The 18,253-nt window shown below is 54.3% G+C and carries 18 protein-coding genes; 15 read left to right on the forward strand and 3 right to left on the reverse strand.

What is annotated here, in order from left to right; genetic code table 11:
• Positions 1–3 precede the first annotated feature (3 nt).
• Complete coding sequence (locus tag ACUVOF_RS16410) at positions 4–1,011, reverse strand: DUF1853 family protein (RefSeq protein ID WP_447045361.1); 1,008 nt, start codon at positions 1,009–1,011, stop codon at positions 4–6.
• 124 nt (positions 1,012–1,135) lie between these two features.
• Here ACUVOF_RS16410 and ACUVOF_RS16415 point away from each other — a divergent pair, with 124 nt between their 5' ends.
• Positions 1,136–2,506: a Glu/Leu/Phe/Val family dehydrogenase gene (locus ACUVOF_RS16415; protein WP_447045362.1), complete on the forward strand. Its 1,371-nt coding sequence runs from the start codon at positions 1,136–1,138 to the stop codon at positions 2,504–2,506.
• Between the two features lie 57 nt (positions 2,507–2,563).
• Here ACUVOF_RS16415 and ACUVOF_RS16420 read toward each other — a convergent pair whose 3' ends face one another.
• A complete protein-coding gene (locus tag ACUVOF_RS16420; protein WP_447045363.1) occupies positions 2,564–3,040 on the reverse strand; it encodes a PepSY domain-containing protein in 477 nt (158 codons plus the stop codon).
• Positions 3,041–3,186: 146 nt separating this feature from the next.
• On the opposite strand from ACUVOF_RS16420, the gene ACUVOF_RS16425 reads away from it, so the two are divergent.
• The 11 genes from ACUVOF_RS16425 to ACUVOF_RS16475 all read left to right on the forward strand — a co-directional run bounded on the left by ACUVOF_RS16425 (position 3,187) and on the right by ACUVOF_RS16475 (position 16,083).
• Positions 3,187–3,597 (forward strand): PepSY domain-containing protein, encoded by a 411-nt coding sequence (locus ACUVOF_RS16425; protein ID WP_447045364.1) that lies wholly within the window; start codon positions 3,187–3,189, stop codon positions 3,595–3,597.
• Positions 3,598–3,681: 84 nt separating this feature from the next.
• The gene (locus ACUVOF_RS16430) at positions 3,682–4,356 is read left to right on the forward strand and encodes a response regulator transcription factor (RefSeq protein ID WP_447045365.1); all 675 of its coding nucleotides are present in this window, start codon (positions 3,682–3,684) and stop codon (positions 4,354–4,356) included.
• Positions 4,353–5,732 carry a sensor histidine kinase gene (locus ACUVOF_RS16435; RefSeq protein WP_447045366.1) on the forward strand — a complete coding sequence of 460 codons (1,380 nt, stop codon included), beginning with the start codon at positions 4,353–4,355 and terminating at the stop codon, positions 5,730–5,732. The genes ACUVOF_RS16430 and ACUVOF_RS16435 overlap by 4 nt, the downstream gene beginning before the upstream one ends.
• A gap of 15 nt (positions 5,733–5,747) precedes the next feature.
• Positions 5,748–7,667 (forward strand): alkaline phosphatase D family protein, encoded by a 1,920-nt coding sequence (locus tag ACUVOF_RS16440; protein WP_447045367.1) that lies wholly within the window; start codon positions 5,748–5,750, stop codon positions 7,665–7,667.
• A 192-nt stretch (positions 7,668–7,859) separates the two neighbouring features.
• A complete protein-coding gene (locus ACUVOF_RS16445) occupies positions 7,860–9,671 on the forward strand; it encodes a bifunctional diguanylate cyclase/phosphodiesterase (protein ID WP_447045368.1) in 1,812 nt (603 codons plus the stop codon).
• A gap of 92 nt (positions 9,672–9,763) precedes the next feature.
• Positions 9,764–10,729, forward strand: a complete 966-nt coding sequence (gene phnD, locus ACUVOF_RS16450) for a phosphate/phosphite/phosphonate ABC transporter substrate-binding protein (protein WP_447045369.1) — start codon at positions 9,764–9,766, stop codon at positions 10,727–10,729.
• A gap of 77 nt (positions 10,730–10,806) precedes the next feature.
• Positions 10,807–11,652 carry a phosphonate ABC transporter ATP-binding protein gene (gene phnC / locus ACUVOF_RS16455; RefSeq protein WP_447045370.1) on the forward strand — a complete coding sequence of 282 codons (846 nt, stop codon included), beginning with the start codon at positions 10,807–10,809 and terminating at the stop codon, positions 11,650–11,652.
• Entirely contained in the window at positions 11,649–12,509 is an 861-nt protein-coding gene (phnE, locus tag ACUVOF_RS16460) for a phosphonate ABC transporter, permease protein PhnE (RefSeq protein ID WP_447045371.1), read from the forward strand. Before phnC ends, phnE (ACUVOF_RS16460) begins: the two co-directional genes overlap by 4 nt.
• A gap of 61 nt (positions 12,510–12,570) precedes the next feature.
• The gene (gene phnE / locus ACUVOF_RS16465; RefSeq protein WP_447045372.1) at positions 12,571–13,386 is read left to right on the forward strand and encodes a phosphonate ABC transporter, permease protein PhnE; all 816 of its coding nucleotides are present in this window, start codon (positions 12,571–12,573) and stop codon (positions 13,384–13,386) included.
• A gap of 26 nt (positions 13,387–13,412) precedes the next feature.
• Entirely contained in the window at positions 13,413–14,042 is a 630-nt protein-coding gene (locus ACUVOF_RS16470) for a histidine phosphatase family protein (protein WP_447045373.1), read from the forward strand.
• Between the two features lie 235 nt (positions 14,043–14,277).
• Positions 14,278–16,083, forward strand: a complete 1,806-nt coding sequence (locus ACUVOF_RS16475; protein ID WP_447045374.1) for a putative bifunctional diguanylate cyclase/phosphodiesterase — start codon at positions 14,278–14,280, stop codon at positions 16,081–16,083.
• Here the strand turns inward: ACUVOF_RS16475 and ACUVOF_RS16480 are convergent.
• Complete coding sequence (locus ACUVOF_RS16480; protein ID WP_447045375.1) at positions 16,080–16,736, reverse strand: putative metalloprotease CJM1_0395 family protein; 657 nt, start codon at positions 16,734–16,736, stop codon at positions 16,080–16,082. The genes ACUVOF_RS16475 and ACUVOF_RS16480 overlap by 4 nt on opposite strands.
• Before the next feature lie 135 nt (positions 16,737–16,871).
• Here ACUVOF_RS16480 and ACUVOF_RS16485 point away from each other — a divergent pair, with 135 nt between their 5' ends.
• The 3 genes from ACUVOF_RS16485 to ACUVOF_RS16495 all read left to right on the forward strand — a co-directional run bounded on the left by ACUVOF_RS16485 (position 16,872) and on the right by ACUVOF_RS16495 (position 18,223).
• The gene (locus ACUVOF_RS16485; protein WP_447045376.1) at positions 16,872–17,099 is read left to right on the forward strand and encodes a DUF2835 family protein; all 228 of its coding nucleotides are present in this window, start codon (positions 16,872–16,874) and stop codon (positions 17,097–17,099) included.
• Between the two features lie 7 nt (positions 17,100–17,106).
• Entirely contained in the window at positions 17,107–17,490 is a 384-nt protein-coding gene (locus tag ACUVOF_RS16490; protein ID WP_447045377.1) for a hypothetical protein, read from the forward strand.
• Positions 17,491–17,641: 151 nt separating this feature from the next.
• A complete protein-coding gene (locus ACUVOF_RS16495) occupies positions 17,642–18,223 on the forward strand; it encodes an antibiotic biosynthesis monooxygenase (RefSeq protein ID WP_447045378.1) in 582 nt (193 codons plus the stop codon).
• Positions 18,224–18,253: the final 30 nt, after the last annotated feature.

Here is an 18,253-nt window from a genome sequence, read left to right on the forward strand (position 1 = left end):
GAGTTAGCCCTCCACTGGCGGTAGAGGCACCTGACGCGGCCAGTCGTCGGGTACTAAAAAAAACCGCTCATAGTGCTGTTGCTCCGGGTAATACAGCATCAATTGTTGGGGGGAGCGCCAGGCGTGCATCTTTTCAATAATAGCGGGCAGCAACACCCCCGCCGGGCGAAAGGCGCTGAGTAGAGGTGGCGCCATCCAGTGCGGTTTTTCCAGCCATGCCATCTTAGGCATTTCGGTTAAACAAGCCGCCAGCGCAGGCCAGTCACGACAATAACACCATACCCCTCGATGATGATTTGGCGTCGCTCCTTCCGGTGCGGGCAATGAGGCGTGCCAGGGGTAGTAAAGCACACCTGGCATCGCCAGCCGCTGGGTTAGCTGGGTGGTTAAATCAAGCTCAGAAACGCCAAGGTCCCTGGGGGCTAGCCAATGCGCAAGCGTTTCCAGCGCTGGCGCGGTAGTAGAAAGCGGTAGTTGATGGCGGCGTAGATGGGCGCATTTAATCGCAAGGCTGTCTAACCCACCGGGGCCAATCCAGCGGCTTTGACTAGTAGGCGCTCCAGGCCCTTCCGGTAGGCCCAAGTAAAATTTAATAGCGACTTCTAAATGCACTGGCGCCGGGTTATCGCGGGTGCGATAAAGCATATCCAGTTCGCCCAGGGTCGTGCGTTGTCGGGTAATGCGCACATTCCGGGCTAATAGCCGCATATTCGGCGCGTGATCTAATAGCATGTGCCATAGGCGTTCGTGATAGTGCCCCATACGTGAAACACGCTGACCGTTCAAGGCCGCTAATGTCGGTCGGCCAAGCTGATGCAGCCATGGCAATAGCGTTCCCTCTAATCCCAGCTCTTTCAGTGTAGGGCGTCCTGAGCAGGGAATCGGCGGCGGCAGCTCCACCAGGTCCGGCGTGGCGGCCAGCCACGCTAAATCGCGCAATACTGAATCACCTCGCCCCGTTGTGTCGAACTCTTCAGCATCCAACGCACCATAAACGCCTTCATTAAACACGCGATACCCCTCAGCACATTGATAAGGTTGACGCTATGACTTGGCCGCCAACTGCTACGCTGTAGACACGTTATAACGATCATCGCTTGAAGTCCTACTCTGGCTATGGAAAGGAGCGTATTGAATGGGTAATGCTAAGACGAAAAAGGCGAAGTCAAAAAACCACAAGTCCAAAGCGACGGCCAGCCAGGTGCCCCAACCACAAGCCGAAAAAACGGCTCCTCAAGCGCTAACCCCAGAAATTGGCGCGGCACTGTTCGAGGATGCCCGTTCACGCCTTGAAGATGTATTCAAGGTGCTCGACATTCACCCTGATGCGCAGGCGCGACTGATGCAGCCCAGCCTCTCGCTGCAGGTGAGCATTCCCGTGCGTATGGACGATGGCAGCTTAAAAGCCTTTCCTGCTTGGCGGGTACACTACGATACCAGCCTGGGGCCTGCTAAAGGCGGTGTGCGTTTTCACCCCAAGGTCAATCAGCACGAAGTCACCACATTGAGCTTCTGGATGGCTGTTAAGTGCGCTGTTGTTGGCTTGCCTTATGGCGGTGGGAAAGGCGGCGTGCAGGTCGATGCCAAAGCGCTCTCATCACTGGAACGAGAACGTTTAGCGCGTGGTTATATTCGCGCCATTGCCGATATTATGGGACCAGACCGGGATATTCCTGCGCCCGATGTGAATACCGATGCCACGGTCATGGGCTGGATGATTGATGAGTATGAGCAAATTGTAAGGGCTAAAGTGCCCGCGGCGATTACCGGAAAACCATTGCCATTAGGCGGCTCACCCGGACGCGTGGCCGCCACAGGGCGAGGCGCACTAAAAGTACTCGATTTGTGGGCCGGGCGCGAAGAACGCAAGGCCGAAGAGACCACTGTGGCGGTGCAGGGTTTCGGCAATGCGGCTTATCATTTTGCCCGTTTGGCCAGCGAACGTGGTTACCGCATCGTGGCGGTATCTGATTCAAGCGGTGCCTGCTATAACGCTGATGGCTTGGATATTGAAGCCGTTAAACAGGCTAAGTCGAAAAGCGGTAAGGTGGCTGACAGTAAAGCGGGTAAATCGATGGCGGGTGCTGAACTGCTCGCGCTCGACGTGGATGTATTGGCATTGGCGGCATTGGAGAATCAAATTCATTGCGACAACGTGAATGAGGTGAAAGCAGGGGCTATCTTAGAAATCGCCAACGGACCTTTGACCAGCGATGCTGACCAATCCCTTGCGCAGCGCGATGTGCCGATACTCCCGGATGTGCTTGCCAATACAGGCGGTGTGATCGTCAGTTATTTCGAGTGGCTGCAAAATCGGGCTGGCGAAATATGGAGTGAAGCGCAGGTGAATGATCGCTTGGACGCGCTGTTAAGTGAAGAGGCCAGGAAGGTAATCATCCGAGCAGAAAAGGAGAGCATTACTTACCGACAGGCAGCTTATCGCCAAGGCGTTGAGCGTATTGCCGATGCTATCATGGCGCGCGGGAACTGCCAGGACCGTCGTTGATTTTCTTGCAAACGCAGCGGGCTCCCTATAGGGAACCCGCTGCAAGGTTAAAGAAAATTAATCACGGTCGATTTGGGTAACTTCGTAGGAGCCTTGGCGCAGGCTAATTTCCAGCTCACGGCCGTTTTCATCGCGGCCTTCAATGTCGATAATACCGCTCTTGTCGATTTCCAGGTCTTCAAACTCAGTCATACCTTCTTGACTGGCAACGTCCAGGGCTTGGCGGATATCGTCTTCGCTCATGCCCCAGGCGCCGGTAATCAGGCGCTCGCGTTTTTCTTCCAGCGTTTCACCGTTATCTAAAGAGAAATCTACATCGGCGTACCACTCATCGTCTAACCAGCCCTCAACCTCTGCCCGGCCACGGCCTTTGATGCTAAGTTCTTCGTAATGCGTGAAGCCGTAGTCATTGGCGTGGGTTAATACGTCATCGATGCGGTCCATCGGCAGCGAATCGGCTTGGGCACTGCCCGCCGCCGCGGCCAGCAGTAGCGCAGACGTCGGGATCAGCAGCATTTTTTTCATGGCATTCATAGCAAATTCCTTCTTTACGTATTTAAACGTGAATGAGTGACTGGCATTCAGCGAATGCGACAGGGAATTTATATCACCGTGATACTTTCCTTAAGCTGACAAAGCTGTTCATCTAATGTTCATGTTGCCTTTGGCATGCTGAGATTATGCGTAAAATCCCTCATTACTTTAAAAAGTCACTGCTTAGCGCTCTACGACGTTCGCGGCGCCGCAACGCGGCGGGATTAGCACGGGTAGGGTTGCTGACAACGTTGCTAACAATGTTGCTGGCAATAATGTTGCTGGCGGGTAGCGCTGTGGGTGACCAGCCTTGGGAGTCGTTGCACGGCGAAGTTCGCCGTGGCGAAGTCGTCCCACTCGAGACTATTTTAGATTGGCTGGAAACCCACTATATAGGTGACGTGCTGGAGGTTGAGGTTGAGCGTGAAGGAGGCTATGTAGAGTATGAAATCAAATTGCTCGGCCCCCAGGGGCAAGTCGTTGAGTTCGAGTTTGATGGCCAAAACGGCCAGCTGATGTCCATTGAAGGTGTCCGTATTAACGACATGCAGCGTTAAGGCGCTGCGCCAATCGCCAGGATGCCAATATGCCAGTAGCAAGAAGCGCCAGACGTTAATCGTTAAGAAAAGGGTAGTTAGCCAATGAAGTGTTTGCTGGTAGAGGACGACCAAGCGCTAGCGCGCGAATTGAGCCAGGCGCTTCGCGACGGTGACTGGCTGGTCGAGCATGCGGCGACCGGACAAGACGCTGATTTTTTAGTCCGCACCGAAGCTTATGACACGCTGATTTTGGATGTCGGGCTGCCCGATGGTGACGGTACTCGCTGGCTTGCAGCGTGGCGGGAAGATGGCATCGATGTTCCGGTTCTGATCCTTACCGCTCGCGAGCGCTGGGCCGATAAAGCCGCGGGATTTTCCGCCGGCGCAGATGACTATGTCACTAAGCCGTTCGAGCCAGCGGAAGTGCTGTTTCGCCTGCGTGCGCTTGTTCGCCGCAGCCACGGTCACGCTCACCCGGTACTGAAAGTGGGTGAATTGAGTTTAGATACCCATACCCAGCACGTGACGTTGGCAGGGCGTCCGGTTGGGTTAACTGCCCAAGAGACACGGCTACTGGGTTACTTGATGCATGCCGCACCGCGGGTGGTGAGTCGTACCGAGCTTTCAGAGCACGTTTACGACCGCGACCACGAGCCAGACTCGAATGTGATTGATGTTCAGGTTAGCCGTCTACGTCGCAAGTTGGGCAGTTGGCGAATTGCCACCCAGCGTGGCCAAGGCTACCGATTATTAGAAGAAGAGCCCGCCACCGAATGAGTCAAACCAAGCCGGCGTGGCGTAAACAATGGATAAGGCGCTGGGCAAGGCGCTCGATTAGTATGCGGCTATTGCTGGCCGCGCTCGCCATGATAGGAGTGGCCTTGCCGCTTGCAGGCACACTGCTTTCTCATCACTACCATGCATCGGCCACCCAAGCTTTTGACGAACGTTTGGCAGCCACACTTAATGTCATCATCGCCAGTGTTACGTATGATCGTTTAACGCAGCAGCTCGTCCACGATCGAGCGCTGGGCGACCCGCGTTTTGAGAGTGTCTACTCCGGCTGGTACTGGCAAATTACCGATGGTGATCAACATACCTTGGCTTCGCGCTCGCTGTGGGACCAACGTCTACCAGTGATTGATAATGAAAATCTTAATGCGCGCTCGCTAGACGGCCCGCGGGGTCAATCGCTTCGCGTAGTGGAGCGCGATATCATTCTGGCGCCATTAGACGCGCCGCTACATATTAGCGTGGCTGCCCAGGACGATACGTTAGTCCGTGATATCCGGAAATTCCGCCATCTGCTGTGGGGCGGTTTAACAGGGTTGGGCGTAGTGCTACTCGGCGTATTAGCGCTGCAAGTACGCTGGGGATTAGCACCGCTACGCCGTATGCACGCTAACCTTCATGACGTAGAGCAGGGGCGTGCCGAACAGTTGGATACCCGCTTGCCGGAAGAGCTGGCGACACTGGCCGCCTCGATGAATGCAGTGCTGGCACGTGATCAGCGTTTAATTGAACGCGGCCGCCATACCGCGGGCAATCTCGCCCATGCACTAAAAACGCCGCTGAGTGTCATGCGTCTTCAATTGCGCCAGTTGCCCGAAGCGAATCGTCGCGATTGGGAGGTTGAGTTGGCACGTGTGGATGGCGCAGTACGCCACCATTTGGCGCGTGCCTCTGCGGCGGGCGAAGGCGTGCGTTTTGCACCTATTGATCTACACACTACGCTTACACCGCTGATTAATGGGCTGGCCAGGCTTGCCCAGCGGCGCGGCATTGTGTTGCGCCAAGCCTGGGATCAGAAAATCAGAGTGCATATGGATGAGCAAGATATCCAAGAGCTGGTGGGTAACTTAATGGATAATGCGCTGCGCTGGGCACACAGCGAGATACAGCTCAACGTAAAGGTTAACGAGCAGCAGTTGACCTTCACCATTAGCGATAATGGCCCTGGCATGTCGGAGGTGGAATGCCAGCAGGCAGTTCAGCGTGGTAGACGGTTGGACGAACAGCGCTCGGGCAGTGGTCTTGGGCTCGCTATCGTCACTGATCTTGTCGCCCTGTATAACGGCCAAATGCAGCTTACTCGCGCCAGCACCGGCGGGTTAGAGGTGGTCGTCGAACTGCCCGTGGTGGCGCATGGATAACGGAGACTTCATTGGATGAATAGCACTGATACGCTGCCTGATATTTTAGTTGGCCCCTTATTAAGGCGTATCAGCCCTACCCGGCTGGTATTCTGGATGGTCGCCACTCGGCGACTGAATATGGCTCTGGTGCTGCGACCAGGGCAGAGCGAGGCCGAATCAATCGATCTGGTACACCACCGGCAGTGTATCGCTATCGGTCAGCGCGCCTTTATGTATCTTATTGATGTTGAGCTGGATTCGCCGCTGCCCTGCGACGAGCGCATCGAGTATGACCTGCAAGTTGAAACGCTAAACGGCGATTGGCGCTCATTGCCCGAGTGGGCGCCCTGGTTATGTTATGACGGCGCCGCTTATCCCGCCTTTGTGATTGCATCGCGGCATCATCGGCTCATGCATGGCTCTTGCCGTAAACCTCATCATGATAGTGCCGATGGCTTGGTGCGCGCCGATAGCTGGCTCGCCGAGCAGCAGGCAGCGCCCAACGAATGGCCCGCTTGGCTGCTGATGACCGGTGATCAAATTTACGCTGACGATGTTGCCGGTCCCATGTTACGCGCTGTGCATGCGCTCATCGAACGGCTAGGGTTGGTGGATGAGTGGCTGGAAGGTGCCACGGTGGAAGACAGCCAAGCCCTCTATAATTCACCCGATAGTTACTATCGGCGCGCAGATTTGCTGCCTGATGTGACCAGCAATGTGGCGCTACGCCAACGTTTTTTTAGCGGCGTCAAGAAGCCGGTCTTTACATCGGCGAATGCGCAGAACCATTTAATGACACTGGCTGAAATGCTCGCCATGTATTGCCTGGTATGGTCCCCCGTGCCCTGGCAAGTGATTACTTTTGACGCGCCTACTTTAGATGAAAAAAACGCCGAGCTCTATCGCCAGGAACAGGCGGTGATCGATACCTTCGTTGCCGGTTTGCCTCATTGCGCGCGGCTGATGGCGCACTTGCCCAGCCTGATGATCTTCGATGACCACGATGTGACCGACGATTGGAACCTTTCCGCTGACTGGGAGCTCGCCGCCTACGGCCACCCATTCTCGAAGCGCATTATCGGTAACGCCCTAGTGGCGTACCTGCTCTGCCAGGCCTGGGGTAATGATCCGGATAAGCTCAACCCACTCATCCATCACGCCTCGACACTGCTGCATGACGGCAGTCAACCGCTGGTGTGTGCGGAACAAGATGGCTTCATCGATCGGCTACTGCGTTTTCAAGGCTGGGAGTTTCAGGTGTCGGGTACGCCTAAATTGATAGTGCTGGATACCCGAACCCGGCGTTGGCGCAGCGAGGGCAAACTAAATCATCCCTCTGGCTTGATGGATTGGGAGGCGCTGATGGAGATGCAGCAAGCGCTGATGGGCGCCAAAAGTGCAGTGATTATCTCGCCCGCGCCCATGTTTGGCGTTAAGTTAATTGAGAGTATTCAGAAAGTTTTCACCGCCGTGGGTAAGCCGCTGGTCGTGGATGCGGAGAACTGGATGGCTCATCGCGGGGCGGCCAATACGTTGCTGCAAATATGGCAACACTCCAAAACCCCCGGCAACTACGTGATCTTGTCAGGCGATGTGCATTACTCCTTTGTCTACGACATCGTGGTTCGCCAGCAACGACGCTCGCCCCGGCTGTGGCAAATTACCTCCAGTGGAATCAAAAACACCTTTCCGACAACCCTGCTCAATACCTTTGATCGCCTGAACCGCTGGCTTTATGCGCCGTGGTCGCCGCTGAACTGGTTCACCAAGCGCCGCAAGCTGAGTGTTCATCCGCGTGATCCTGACCGCGCCAGCGCTGGCGAACGGCTCTGGAACGCTAGCGGCATTGGTTTGGTGACGCTGGATGAGAAAGGTCACCCAAGCGATATTCGTCAGCTTGACGCGGATGGCCGTGATGTCGTTTTCCCGCCGCCCGAGAAGCCTCTTTTATAAAGAGTTCTACTCCTAAGCAGAGCCGGTACTGAAAGGCTGTTACTACGTTAACTGACTGAATCTATAGTTGATTGTCATGATAGCGTCACAAAAGTGACGCACGCTTGCAGTTTCTCAATAACCTCCAGGGAAGGTTGCACATCAGTATCCACGTCGCTGTTTGATAGGGCTGATGAAGAGGACAGCAAGTAAATGACCGCACAAGAAGCGCAGTGGCTTAACCAGATTATTGCGACAGAAGAGTTGCATGTGCTATTTCAGCCCATCGTGGATGCCAGCCAACAGGCGATTTATGGCTACGAAGCCCTGATTCGTGGACCTAAATCATCACCACTGCACTCGCCGTTACGGCTATTTGATGTGGCGACCCAAGCGGGGCTGCTGGTGGAGTTGGACCTACTCTGCCGTCGTTTGGCCATCCATCGATTTGCAGAGTTGGCACTACCCGGCTTGCTGTTTCTTAACGTCATGCCGTTGACCATTGTAGAGCGTGATTTTCGCGAAGGATTAACGCTGGGCTTTATTCACGAAAGCGGCTTACCCCCTGAGCGTGTGGTGATTGAACTCACTGAGCATGTGCCGATTCATGACTATGACCTAATGCGCCAAGCGGTGGCTCATTATCGCGATATGGGCTTTCAGGTTGCACTCGATGACTTGGGAGCAGGGCACTCAAGCTTGCGTCACTGGTCGGAACTACGTCCGGACTTTGTCAAACTGGACCGTCACTTTATCTCTGGAATCGATCAAGAGCCTGCCAAGCGAGAATTCTTACGCTCGATTCTTGATGTGGCGCGTAGCCTGGATTGCCAACTGATCGCTGAAGGCGTGGAGACCGCCGCAGAACATCTCTGCCTTTGGGAACTCGACCGCGGGCTAACGCTGCTGCAAGGCTTCTATTTTGCTCGGCCCAGCCAGCAGCCACCTTTACAGTTAAGCCTGCTGCTGCCTGCTACTACTCAATTAAAAAGCCCCGCGGGCCGCACCGCACGCTCTATCTTGCGCACAATCGACGCTATCACGGCTGATTGCTCGGTGCCGCTAGTCTCCGAGCGGTTTCGCCAACACCCCAGCTTGCGCTGTTTGGCGGTGGTAGAAGACAGGAAGCCTGTGGCGGTGGTACGCCGCAACGCATTTCTGACCCTGTTTACCAATCCTTTTAGCCACGCGCTGTATGCCAAGCGTTGCGTGCTGGATGTTGCTGATGCCCGCATGCTAGTGGCAGAGGCGGATACGCCGCTTGAGATGTTGAGCCAGGAATTGACCGACAGCCGCGATATTGAGCAAGAGGATTTTGTGATCGTCAGCCCTGAGGGGGACTACCTGGGCATGGGCAATATTGTGGATCTTCTACGCGAGATCACCGCGATACAAGTGCGGCAAGCGCGCCACGCTAACCCACTGACCGGTTTGCCAGGTAATATTCTGATTAACGAAACCCTGGCTACCTATTTAGCCGCTGAGCAGGGTTTTGCCGCTGCTTATGTCGACTTGGATAATTTTAAAGCGTTTAACGATGCTTACGGCTACGCCCGGGGCGACCATGTGATTATTTCGCTATCGCGGCTATTGCAGGCACAAGTGGAGAGCGCCGGCGGCTTTATCGGCCATATTGGTGGTGACGACTTTATGATGCTGTTACCGCTCGGTCATTGGGAGAATGTTTGTCAGCAGATACTGCGCTCATTCGAAGTAATGGCGCCGGGCTTTTACGAAGAAGCTGATCGCCTTCAGGGCGGTCTTCATATTGAAAATCGACAGAACATGGTGACATTTTACCCTTTTGTTAGCGTCTCTATTGCGGTGAAGCCCATTACTGATACCTCTCTCTGCCAATCGTTAGCTATCGCTGGCGAGCTTTCCGAGCTGAAGCACCAAGCCAAAAAGATGGCGGGTAACAGCCTGTTCGTTGAGCGCCGTGGTCACTGCTCTGAACCGGTTCAGGACCCGGTTCAGGCCAAAGTGGTGAGCACTGTGGTGGGTACAGTCACTGAGCATTCATAAAGTTGTCACCAACTGGTCATGGGAGTGACCTGCCGTTGTCATGTGAAGTGGTCAGGATTGTGGCCATCTTCTAACAACGCTTTAGGTGTCCCATGCAGACTTTATCTCTATCCCGCACATTCATCAGCACTGCTGTTGCCAGTGCTTTCGCCGTGGTTGCGGTGAATGCCTCCGCGGATCTTTCATCGCGTTATGTCGATAACGATGGCGATATGGTTGCCGATGCGCCCAGCGATGAAGCTCAGTGGGCCGACCCAGATACGCTCGTATTTGCCTACACACCAGTTGAAGATCCTGCTGTTTACGCCGATGTGTGGTCCGACTTTCTTGAGCACCTGAGCGAAGCAACGGGCAAAGAGGTTCAATTTTTCCCCGTGCAATCCAATGCAGCTCAGCAGGAAGCGCTGCGCGCTGGCCGTTTGCACGTTGCTGGTTTTAATACCGGCGGCGTACCGGTAGCGGTTAACTGCGGTGGTTTCAGGCCGTTTGCCATGATGGCGGCAGAAGATGGTAGTTTCGGCTACGAGATGGAGATCATCACCTACCCTGGCAGCGGTATTGAATCGGTAGAAGACCTTGAGGGCCGCCAACTCGCGTTTACCTCCGAGACCTCTAACTCCGGCTTCCGCGCGCCTTCTGCACTGCTACGCTCCGAGTACGGCATGGAAGCGGGCGAAGATTTTGAAACCGCTTTCTCTGGCTCCCACGACAACTCCATCCTCGGCGTGGTTAACGAAGACTATGATGCGGCGGCCATTGCTAACTCAGTGGGTAAGCGGATGATTTCTCGTGGCGTGGTTAACGAGGGTGATTACGACATTATTTACACCTCAGAAACGTTCCCCACCACCGCTTACGGTCTGGCGAACAACCTGAACCCGGAACTCGCCGAGAAGATTCAGGACGCGTTCTTCAGCTACGACTGGGAAGGCACTGCGCTTGAGTCGGAATTTGCCAACTCGGGAGAAGCGCAGTTTATTCCGATTACCTACCAGGACAATTGGTCTGTTATTCGCACCATTGCGGATGCCAACGGTGTGACTTACGACTGCGATTGATCGTTTATACGGTATCCCTGCTCGGCCAGGAAGGCACGCCTTTCTGGCCGTTTCGCTATACATACGAGGTGGGAAAAATGTTGACACTAAGCGGCGTAGGCAAGCGCTACCCCACCGGGGACCGAGCGCTGACGGATATTGAACTCACCTTGCCGAAAGGCCAGGTAATGGCATTGATTGGGCCTTCTGGCGCGGGTAAAAGCACACTAATTCGCTGTGTGAACCGCCTGGTTGAGCCTACCCAGGGCAGCATTCGCCTGGAAGGCACGGAGCTTACCAAGCTCTCTGGGCATAAACTGCGCCACGCCCGCCGCTCCATGGGAATGATTTTCCAAGAGTATGCGTTGGTAGACCGGCTCACCGTGATGGAGAACGTGCTATCGGGCCAGCTTGGTTATGTCGGCTTTTGGAGCAGTTTTTTGCGACGCTACCCTCAGGAAGCCGTTACCGAAGCCTTTCGGTTACTGGAGCGGGTAGGGCTTTCCCATGCAATAGATAAGCGCGCTGATGCTCTTTCAGGCGGGCAGCGCCAGCGCGTCGGTATCGCCCGGGCGCTATTACAGAGCCCCAAGCTACTGCTGGTTGACGAACCCACCGCCAGCCTTGACCCGAAAACCTCTCGCCAAATCATGCGCTTGATTCGCGAATTGTGTGCTGAGCGCGATTTGGCGGCGATTATCAATATTCATGACGTGGCACTGGCCCAGCAGTTTGCGGATCGGATTGTCGGCCTGCGCACAGGAGAAATCGTTTTTGACGGTCAGCCCAGCGAACTTACCAGCGAGATGCTCACCACTATTTACGGTGAAGAGGATTGGGACACCACACCCGAGCCGATAGACGATGAAACTGTTGATGATAGACCAGAAACGTCTTCTTACCCGGCTAACATGCCGGCGATGGCGGCGGGGAGTGCTCGATGAGTAAACTGGCTGATGCACCGCTAACAGCAGAAGTGCAGGCAGAAGGGCGGGCGCGCCAACAAGCTGCCAGACAGGGCCATTGGCGGCGCCTGCCGCTGATTGATAACCCGCGACTGCGCTGGGGTCTGGTGATTGGCGCAGTGGTCTATCTAGCCTTGGCGCTCGCATCGGTAGAGGTGAACTGGGCGCGGGTGGCGGAAGGTGCGGGTCGGGCGGTTAATTTTTTGGGTGCCTTTATGCAGCCCGACTTTGTCAGTCGCTACGACGACATCGTGGCTGGCCTGATGGAAAGTTTGACCATGACCCTGACTTCCACGGTGTTGGGGGTATTGCTGGCGATACCCGTAGGCTTAGGGGCCGCGCGTAATATTTCACCCCTTCCGATTTACATTGCCTGCCGTGCCATTATTGCCGTTTCACGTACGTTCCAGGAGATCATCATCGCAATTCTATTTGTGGTGATGTTCGGCTTTGGCCCATTTGCGGGCATGATTACCTTGGCATTCGCCACGATTGGTTTTATGGCCAAGTTGCTGGCGGAAGATATTGAAGACCTGGATTGGCGCCAGGTAGAGGCGGTGCGTGCCACCGGAGCCAGCTGGTGGCAGACCATGAATACAGCAGTGCAGCCCCAAGTGATGCCACGTTTGATCGGGCTTTCCATGTACCGCCTGGATATTAACTTCCGCGAATCCTCGGTGATTGGCATTGTCGGCGCGGGCGGTATCGGCGCCACCTTGAACACCTCGCTGAGCCGCTATGAATACGACACCTCCGCAGCCATTTTGCTGATCATCATCGCCATCGTGTTGCTGTGCGAGTACAGCTCAAGCCATGTCCGCCGCTGGACCCAGTAATTGCTGGATCAATATTTTTTGGGCCGGCCACCGCTGCGCCCGTAATGTGTGGAGAAGTTAAATGCCTGTTTCATTTACACCGAAGGGGCTGCCGGTATGGCGACGGCGTACGACACGCGCTCAATGGCTAGAATATGTAGCCTGGCTGGCGGGTATCAGCCTATTTCTGCTCTGCTGGAAGATGATTTCCGATAACACCATGTGGGTGTTTGTCGAAGACGCAGGGCGTCAAGGGGCCGACCTGATTAGTCGCATGACGCCGCCAGAGTGGCGCTATGCCAATGTGCTGTGGAAACCCATGTGGGACACGCTGAACATCGCCACTTTGGGCACTGCGCTAGGTATTGTCATGGCGTTCCCCGTCGCCTTTCTCGCTGCCCGTAACACCACGCCTCATCCGCTGGTACGCAGTGTGGCGCTGATGGTGATTGTCTCATCACGATCAATCAACTCGCTGATTTGGGCGATGCTATTGGTGACCATTCTCGGCCCTGGCGTGCTGGCGGGAATTATCGCTATTGCACTGCGCTCGATCGGCTTTGTGGGCAAGTTGCTCTACGAAGCCATTGAAGAGATTCACCCTACGCCGGTGGAAGCGATCAGTGCTACCGGCGCGAGTCGCATGCAGGTGATGAACTATGGCGTGTTGCCCCAGGTGATGCCTGCCTTCGCCGGTATTAGCGTTTATCGTTGGGACATTAATATCCGTGAATCGACGGTGTTGGGTTTGGTGGGCGCAGGGGGTATTGGTTTGCAGTTGAACGCTTCGATTAACAGCCTCGCCTGGGATCAAGTCAGCGTCATTTTTATCATGATTTTCGCTACTGTGTTGGTATCCGAATGGATCTCCGCGCGGGTTCGTCACGCGATTATTTAAACGCGTTAACCGTCCAGGAGTGGAGTATGCGTTTTCCAGATGCGGAAATCATCACTATTGATTTGTTGCGCCATGGTGAACCGGTGGGAGGGCGCATGCTGCGTGGCTCCACGGATCATCCGCTGAGTGAAGCCGGCTGGCAGCAAGTGACCGATGCAGTCATGCAGCATACGGTCAACGGGCATTTACCCTACGATGCGATTGTAACGTCGCCCTTAATGCGCTGTCGTGAATTCGCCCTGTGGCTAGGGGAAGAGTTTGATCTGCCCGTTCAGGTGGAGGACGATCTTGCCGAGCTGCAGCTGGGGCAATGGGAAGGCAAAACCTATGCGCAGGTATTTGCTGAAGAGGGCACCGAGCGAATGAGGGCGTTTTGGCATGATCCGGCTAAAGTTTCTCCCCCCGGTGGTGAAACCATTCAAGCCTTTGACGCGCGCCTCGCTGACGTATGGCAGCAGCTTTTAATCAATCCGCCTGGTAAGCATGTATTGATAGTTTCGCATTTGTTTGTCTGTAATAGCCTGCTGCGACAGGTTATCGAGCAGCCACTCTCGCGGATAATGGCGATGGATTTACCTTACGCGGCGATGAGCCGGGTACGCCATGAGCGCCATGCGCTTGGTGAGACCACGTTTATTGAGTGGATAGGCCGCTAACGTACGCTGGATTAAACTTATTATCTTGACAGTCGATAAGGTACTTTGCAGTACAAAGTACCTTGTACGTCATTCAGTGCTAATATGCCGACGTACTGATATGTGTACGAGGGAGGAATAACGGGGCAGGCCTTACTACGGTCAGCCACGATAAAACCTACATCACACGAGCCTAACGCGACGATCAATAACGATCTATAACGGTCTATAACAACGACGAGGAGCGCAAAGACGTATGCATGGATCCTTGAATTTATCGAAGGAACAGTCTTTGTCTCCACTGCCCGCCCAGTCAACTCCTTCACTGCCCCGCTCGGATGTAATGCCAATTGCCTCTGTTAGCGATATAACGTCCCCCACGGAATCCGTATTTTGCTTCGCCAATGAAGCGATCATTATTACCGATGCGGAAAATCGAGTGGTGCAAGTGAACCCTGCTTTTTGTGAGTTAACAGGCATTATGCAGGGCGATGTGCAAGGCAAAACACCTGAAACTTTCAGTATTTTACCGCTGGATGATAGCCGCACCACGCGCTTAATGCGCGAAGAGCTGCAATTGCGCGATCGTAGCAAGAGCCAAGTGAGCTATCGCAGCCACGATGGCCAGTTTTACCCAGGAATGATGTCGATTAATCGCGTGCGCAATGAGCACGGTGAGATTGACCACCATGTCATTGTGCTTGCGGACCTTTCGGCGATTCCCGCGCATGCTCGTCACCTCAATCGTGAAGTCTACTTTGACGCCCTGACGGGGCTGCCCAACCTGCAGTTGCTGACGCAATTGATCCAAGAATCTATTCAGCATGCAGAAGCCAAACAGCTGCCGTTGGCGGTATGCTCACTGGATATCGATTTCTTCAAGAATATTAATGACCGACTAGGCGCATGCGTGGGCGATTCGCTGCTTGCTTCATTTTCCCAGCGGATAAGCCATCTGCTATTTGGGGATGATGTCCTTGCACGGGTGGGTGGCGATGAGTTTGTGCTGTTACTCCACCACGGTGTCGACGACGATTTTTTTGAGAAATTGTTAGCCTCCATTCGCCAACCGCTAATGATAGATGGGCAGAGCATTCATTTAACGGCAAGCCTAGGGGTGACGCTCTACCCCAATGACCATGTACAGGGTGATGTGCTGCTGCGTCATGCCAATCAGGCAATGTATCGCGCTAAACAGCGTGGCCGTGATACCTATCATTTTTTTGATCCCCACCATGACCGCTTACTACAAGTTCGCCATGAGCAGCGTCAGCGTTTCGTTGATGCGCTCAACCACAATGAGCTGTGTCTTTACTATCAACCTCAGATCGATATGCGCAGTGGTAATGTGGTCGGCGTTGAAGCCCTGATTCGCTGGCAGCATCCTGATGAGGGCCTGCTTGCGCCTGGGCAGTTTTTACCTATCATCGATACCACGCCGTTAGAAGCAGAGCTTGGCGAGTGGGTCATTGAGCAGGCACTGCGTCAGTTGACTGAATGGCATGCCCAAGGCATCACCCTGCCGATCAATGTGAATATTAGTCCTACGCATTTGTTAATGAGTAATTTTAGCCAACGGCTGGGTGAGCTATTGGCGCGCCACCCTGATGTACCGCCATCGATGCTAAAGCTCGAAGTGCTGGAAAGTGCTGCGATGCATGATATCCAAGCCGCGTTGCAAAATATGTCATGCTGTCAAGAATTGGGTGTGAGCTTCGCCATTGATGACTTTGGCACAGGGTTTTCGTCGTTAACCCATTTGCGTCAGTTGCCGGTTAACCTGATTAAAATTGACCAAAGCTTTGTGCGCGATATGCTCAGCGATCAAGATGATATGGCGATTGTGGAGAGCGTTATTTACATGGCTAATCGCTTTAAGCGGCCGATGCTGGCTGAAGGCGTAGAAACACTTGAGCACGCTAAGGCCTTGATGGCGCTTGGTTGCGAATTAGCGCAGGGCTATGGCATTGCACGCCCAATGCCTGCCAAGGAATTGCCTGCTTGGCTGGCGCGCTGGCCTACACGTAAGGATTGGAATTCACTGGCGCAGTCGAATAATTAAGCGGCCTGCTCGTCAGTCGATGACACCGAGGTTGATGGTAAAGAAGTTGGTGACTCAGCAGTTGATGAATTAGTCGCCGCGCCTGCACTACGAGCTTGCTCCATTTCACTGCGCAGCATGGCTGCTTCTAGCTTGGCCTCCAATAGATATTGACGCGCTTGGGCGGCTACTTGGTAATCTTTTGGCGAAGGGTCTGCAGGTGCCATGGCGGCGGCGATAACGGTCTGCATTTTTTCGATAGTAGCCTGAGGGTCGTTGGGCACCGGGCCATAATCAATGGGCACTTCGCCCGCTACCGCGTAGCGTTTGCCATCGGGGCCAGCTTCATAGTCGTAACTGGCACCGCCCGTATAGGCGCCTCCCGCTATTTGGTGGGCCATCTCGTGCTGGCGTACTTCGCGGTCGGTTTGTTTAAGCTGTTCTAACTGCTGAATCTCTTCCGGTGCCATGGGCGTGCCATCAGCCTTTTTGGGGCCAGCAGTGTTACTTTCTTCACTACTGTTGGCACGAGTCAAGCTTGTATCTTTTGTAGAGTCCTCGTCCTCTTGAGTAGCACGGCCTTTTGCGACTTGCTCAACACGTGGTGACGCAGCATTTGCTGCGGGGTATGCCCAGATAGCGATGGAAGTGGTACTAACGGAAGAAACGGCCATAGGTCATTACCGACGAAGTAAGAGTTGGGATATCATGAAGTATTAGCGAGCAAAGCCGACAGCGCAAGTTTGCGCGGTACAATGCCAACCCTTTTCTGACACGATGCCAGCCCATGCCAATCCTATCCCCGCGCTATGCAAACCATTGATGTGGTCATCCATCTCAACTACGACGAATGCCTGGCTCATTACGAGGGCCGCATTGCCAACGTGCGTACCCGCAGTGTGGATGGCCGCTGGGTGATATTTCCCGCCGAGGCGATTCGCCGAGTAGTGAGTCGTGACGGCGTGCATGGTATTTACCGATTAAGTTTTTCTGAGCAGGGCCGATTTATTAGCATTGTTCCCTTAACCAGACGTTGATCCGCTTATGCACCGCCATGAAACATCAATTACCTTGAATGACCTCATTTATGCCGTTATCCCCAATTTAAATAGTGCTGAAAAGTTAGTTTTCTCTACGCTAGATAGTTTAATTGAAGCGGCTACAACCCCTTTGGATATACTTAAACGCACTGAACAGCGTCAGGCGTTTGGGTTGGAAGTCCACCGGATTAGGATTAATTTAGAGCACCTGCTGAACAGCTATCGGCCCGAGGTAGATGCCATATTACGCAGTGAAGGTGAGCACCAAGGGCCGGTAGTAGAAGCCGACCACCACGAGGCAGATGCCATACGCAGTGCTATAGATATCTATCAACACGTCTGTGCTTTCCAACGCGGTGAGCGTCCTCATCCCGCACCTGAGCGCTAAATCGCCCAGGCAAACTTTCATAGCGCAAACAGTCACAGCATGGCATCAACATTGCTTGTATAATGTGGCGATTGGACTTTCAGGCTTACCCGCTTGAAAGCAAACAGCCTGCCTACCCGGCGTTGGCTGTCGACACATTAGGAGATATACCATGTCTGCCTCACCTGTCACATTGATGGTGGCGCGTCGCGTTGAGCACGGCCGCTACTTTGATTTTAATTGTTGGCTTAATGAAGGGCGCGAGCTAGCGGCCGATTTTGCCGGCTACCTTGGCTCCGGCGTATTGGCACCCCCCGCTGATGACGATGAATATCAAATCATATTTCGCTTTAGCAGCAGCGAAACGTTAGCCGCCTGGGAACACTCGGCCTCGCGCCATGCATGGTTGGCGCGCGGCAAAGGGCTGTATGAAGCGCCTCATGAGCACCGTGCTACCGGACTAGATACGTGGTTTCAAACCAGTGGCAGCAGTGCTCCGCCGCGCTGGAAGCAAGCAGTGGCCGTCTGGTTGGCCTTCTTTCCTATCTCGTTGCTATTTCAGTGGACATTTGGTGGTGTGCTCGCCGATTGGGCACTGGTGCCACGCGTGGTGGTTAGCACCCTGATGTTGACACCGGTGATGGTGTTTGTATTTATTCCCCTCTCTATGCGCCTGTTAGCTCCCTGGTTGCAAGGTAAATGGTCACCTTTGGATCTAGTCGCGCGTTGGCGGCACACCCAGCGTTCATCGTGAGTTTGTCTTTAGTTCTGCGCTTCCATGGGT

The organism is Vreelandella sp. H-I2 (assembly GCF_052959335.1).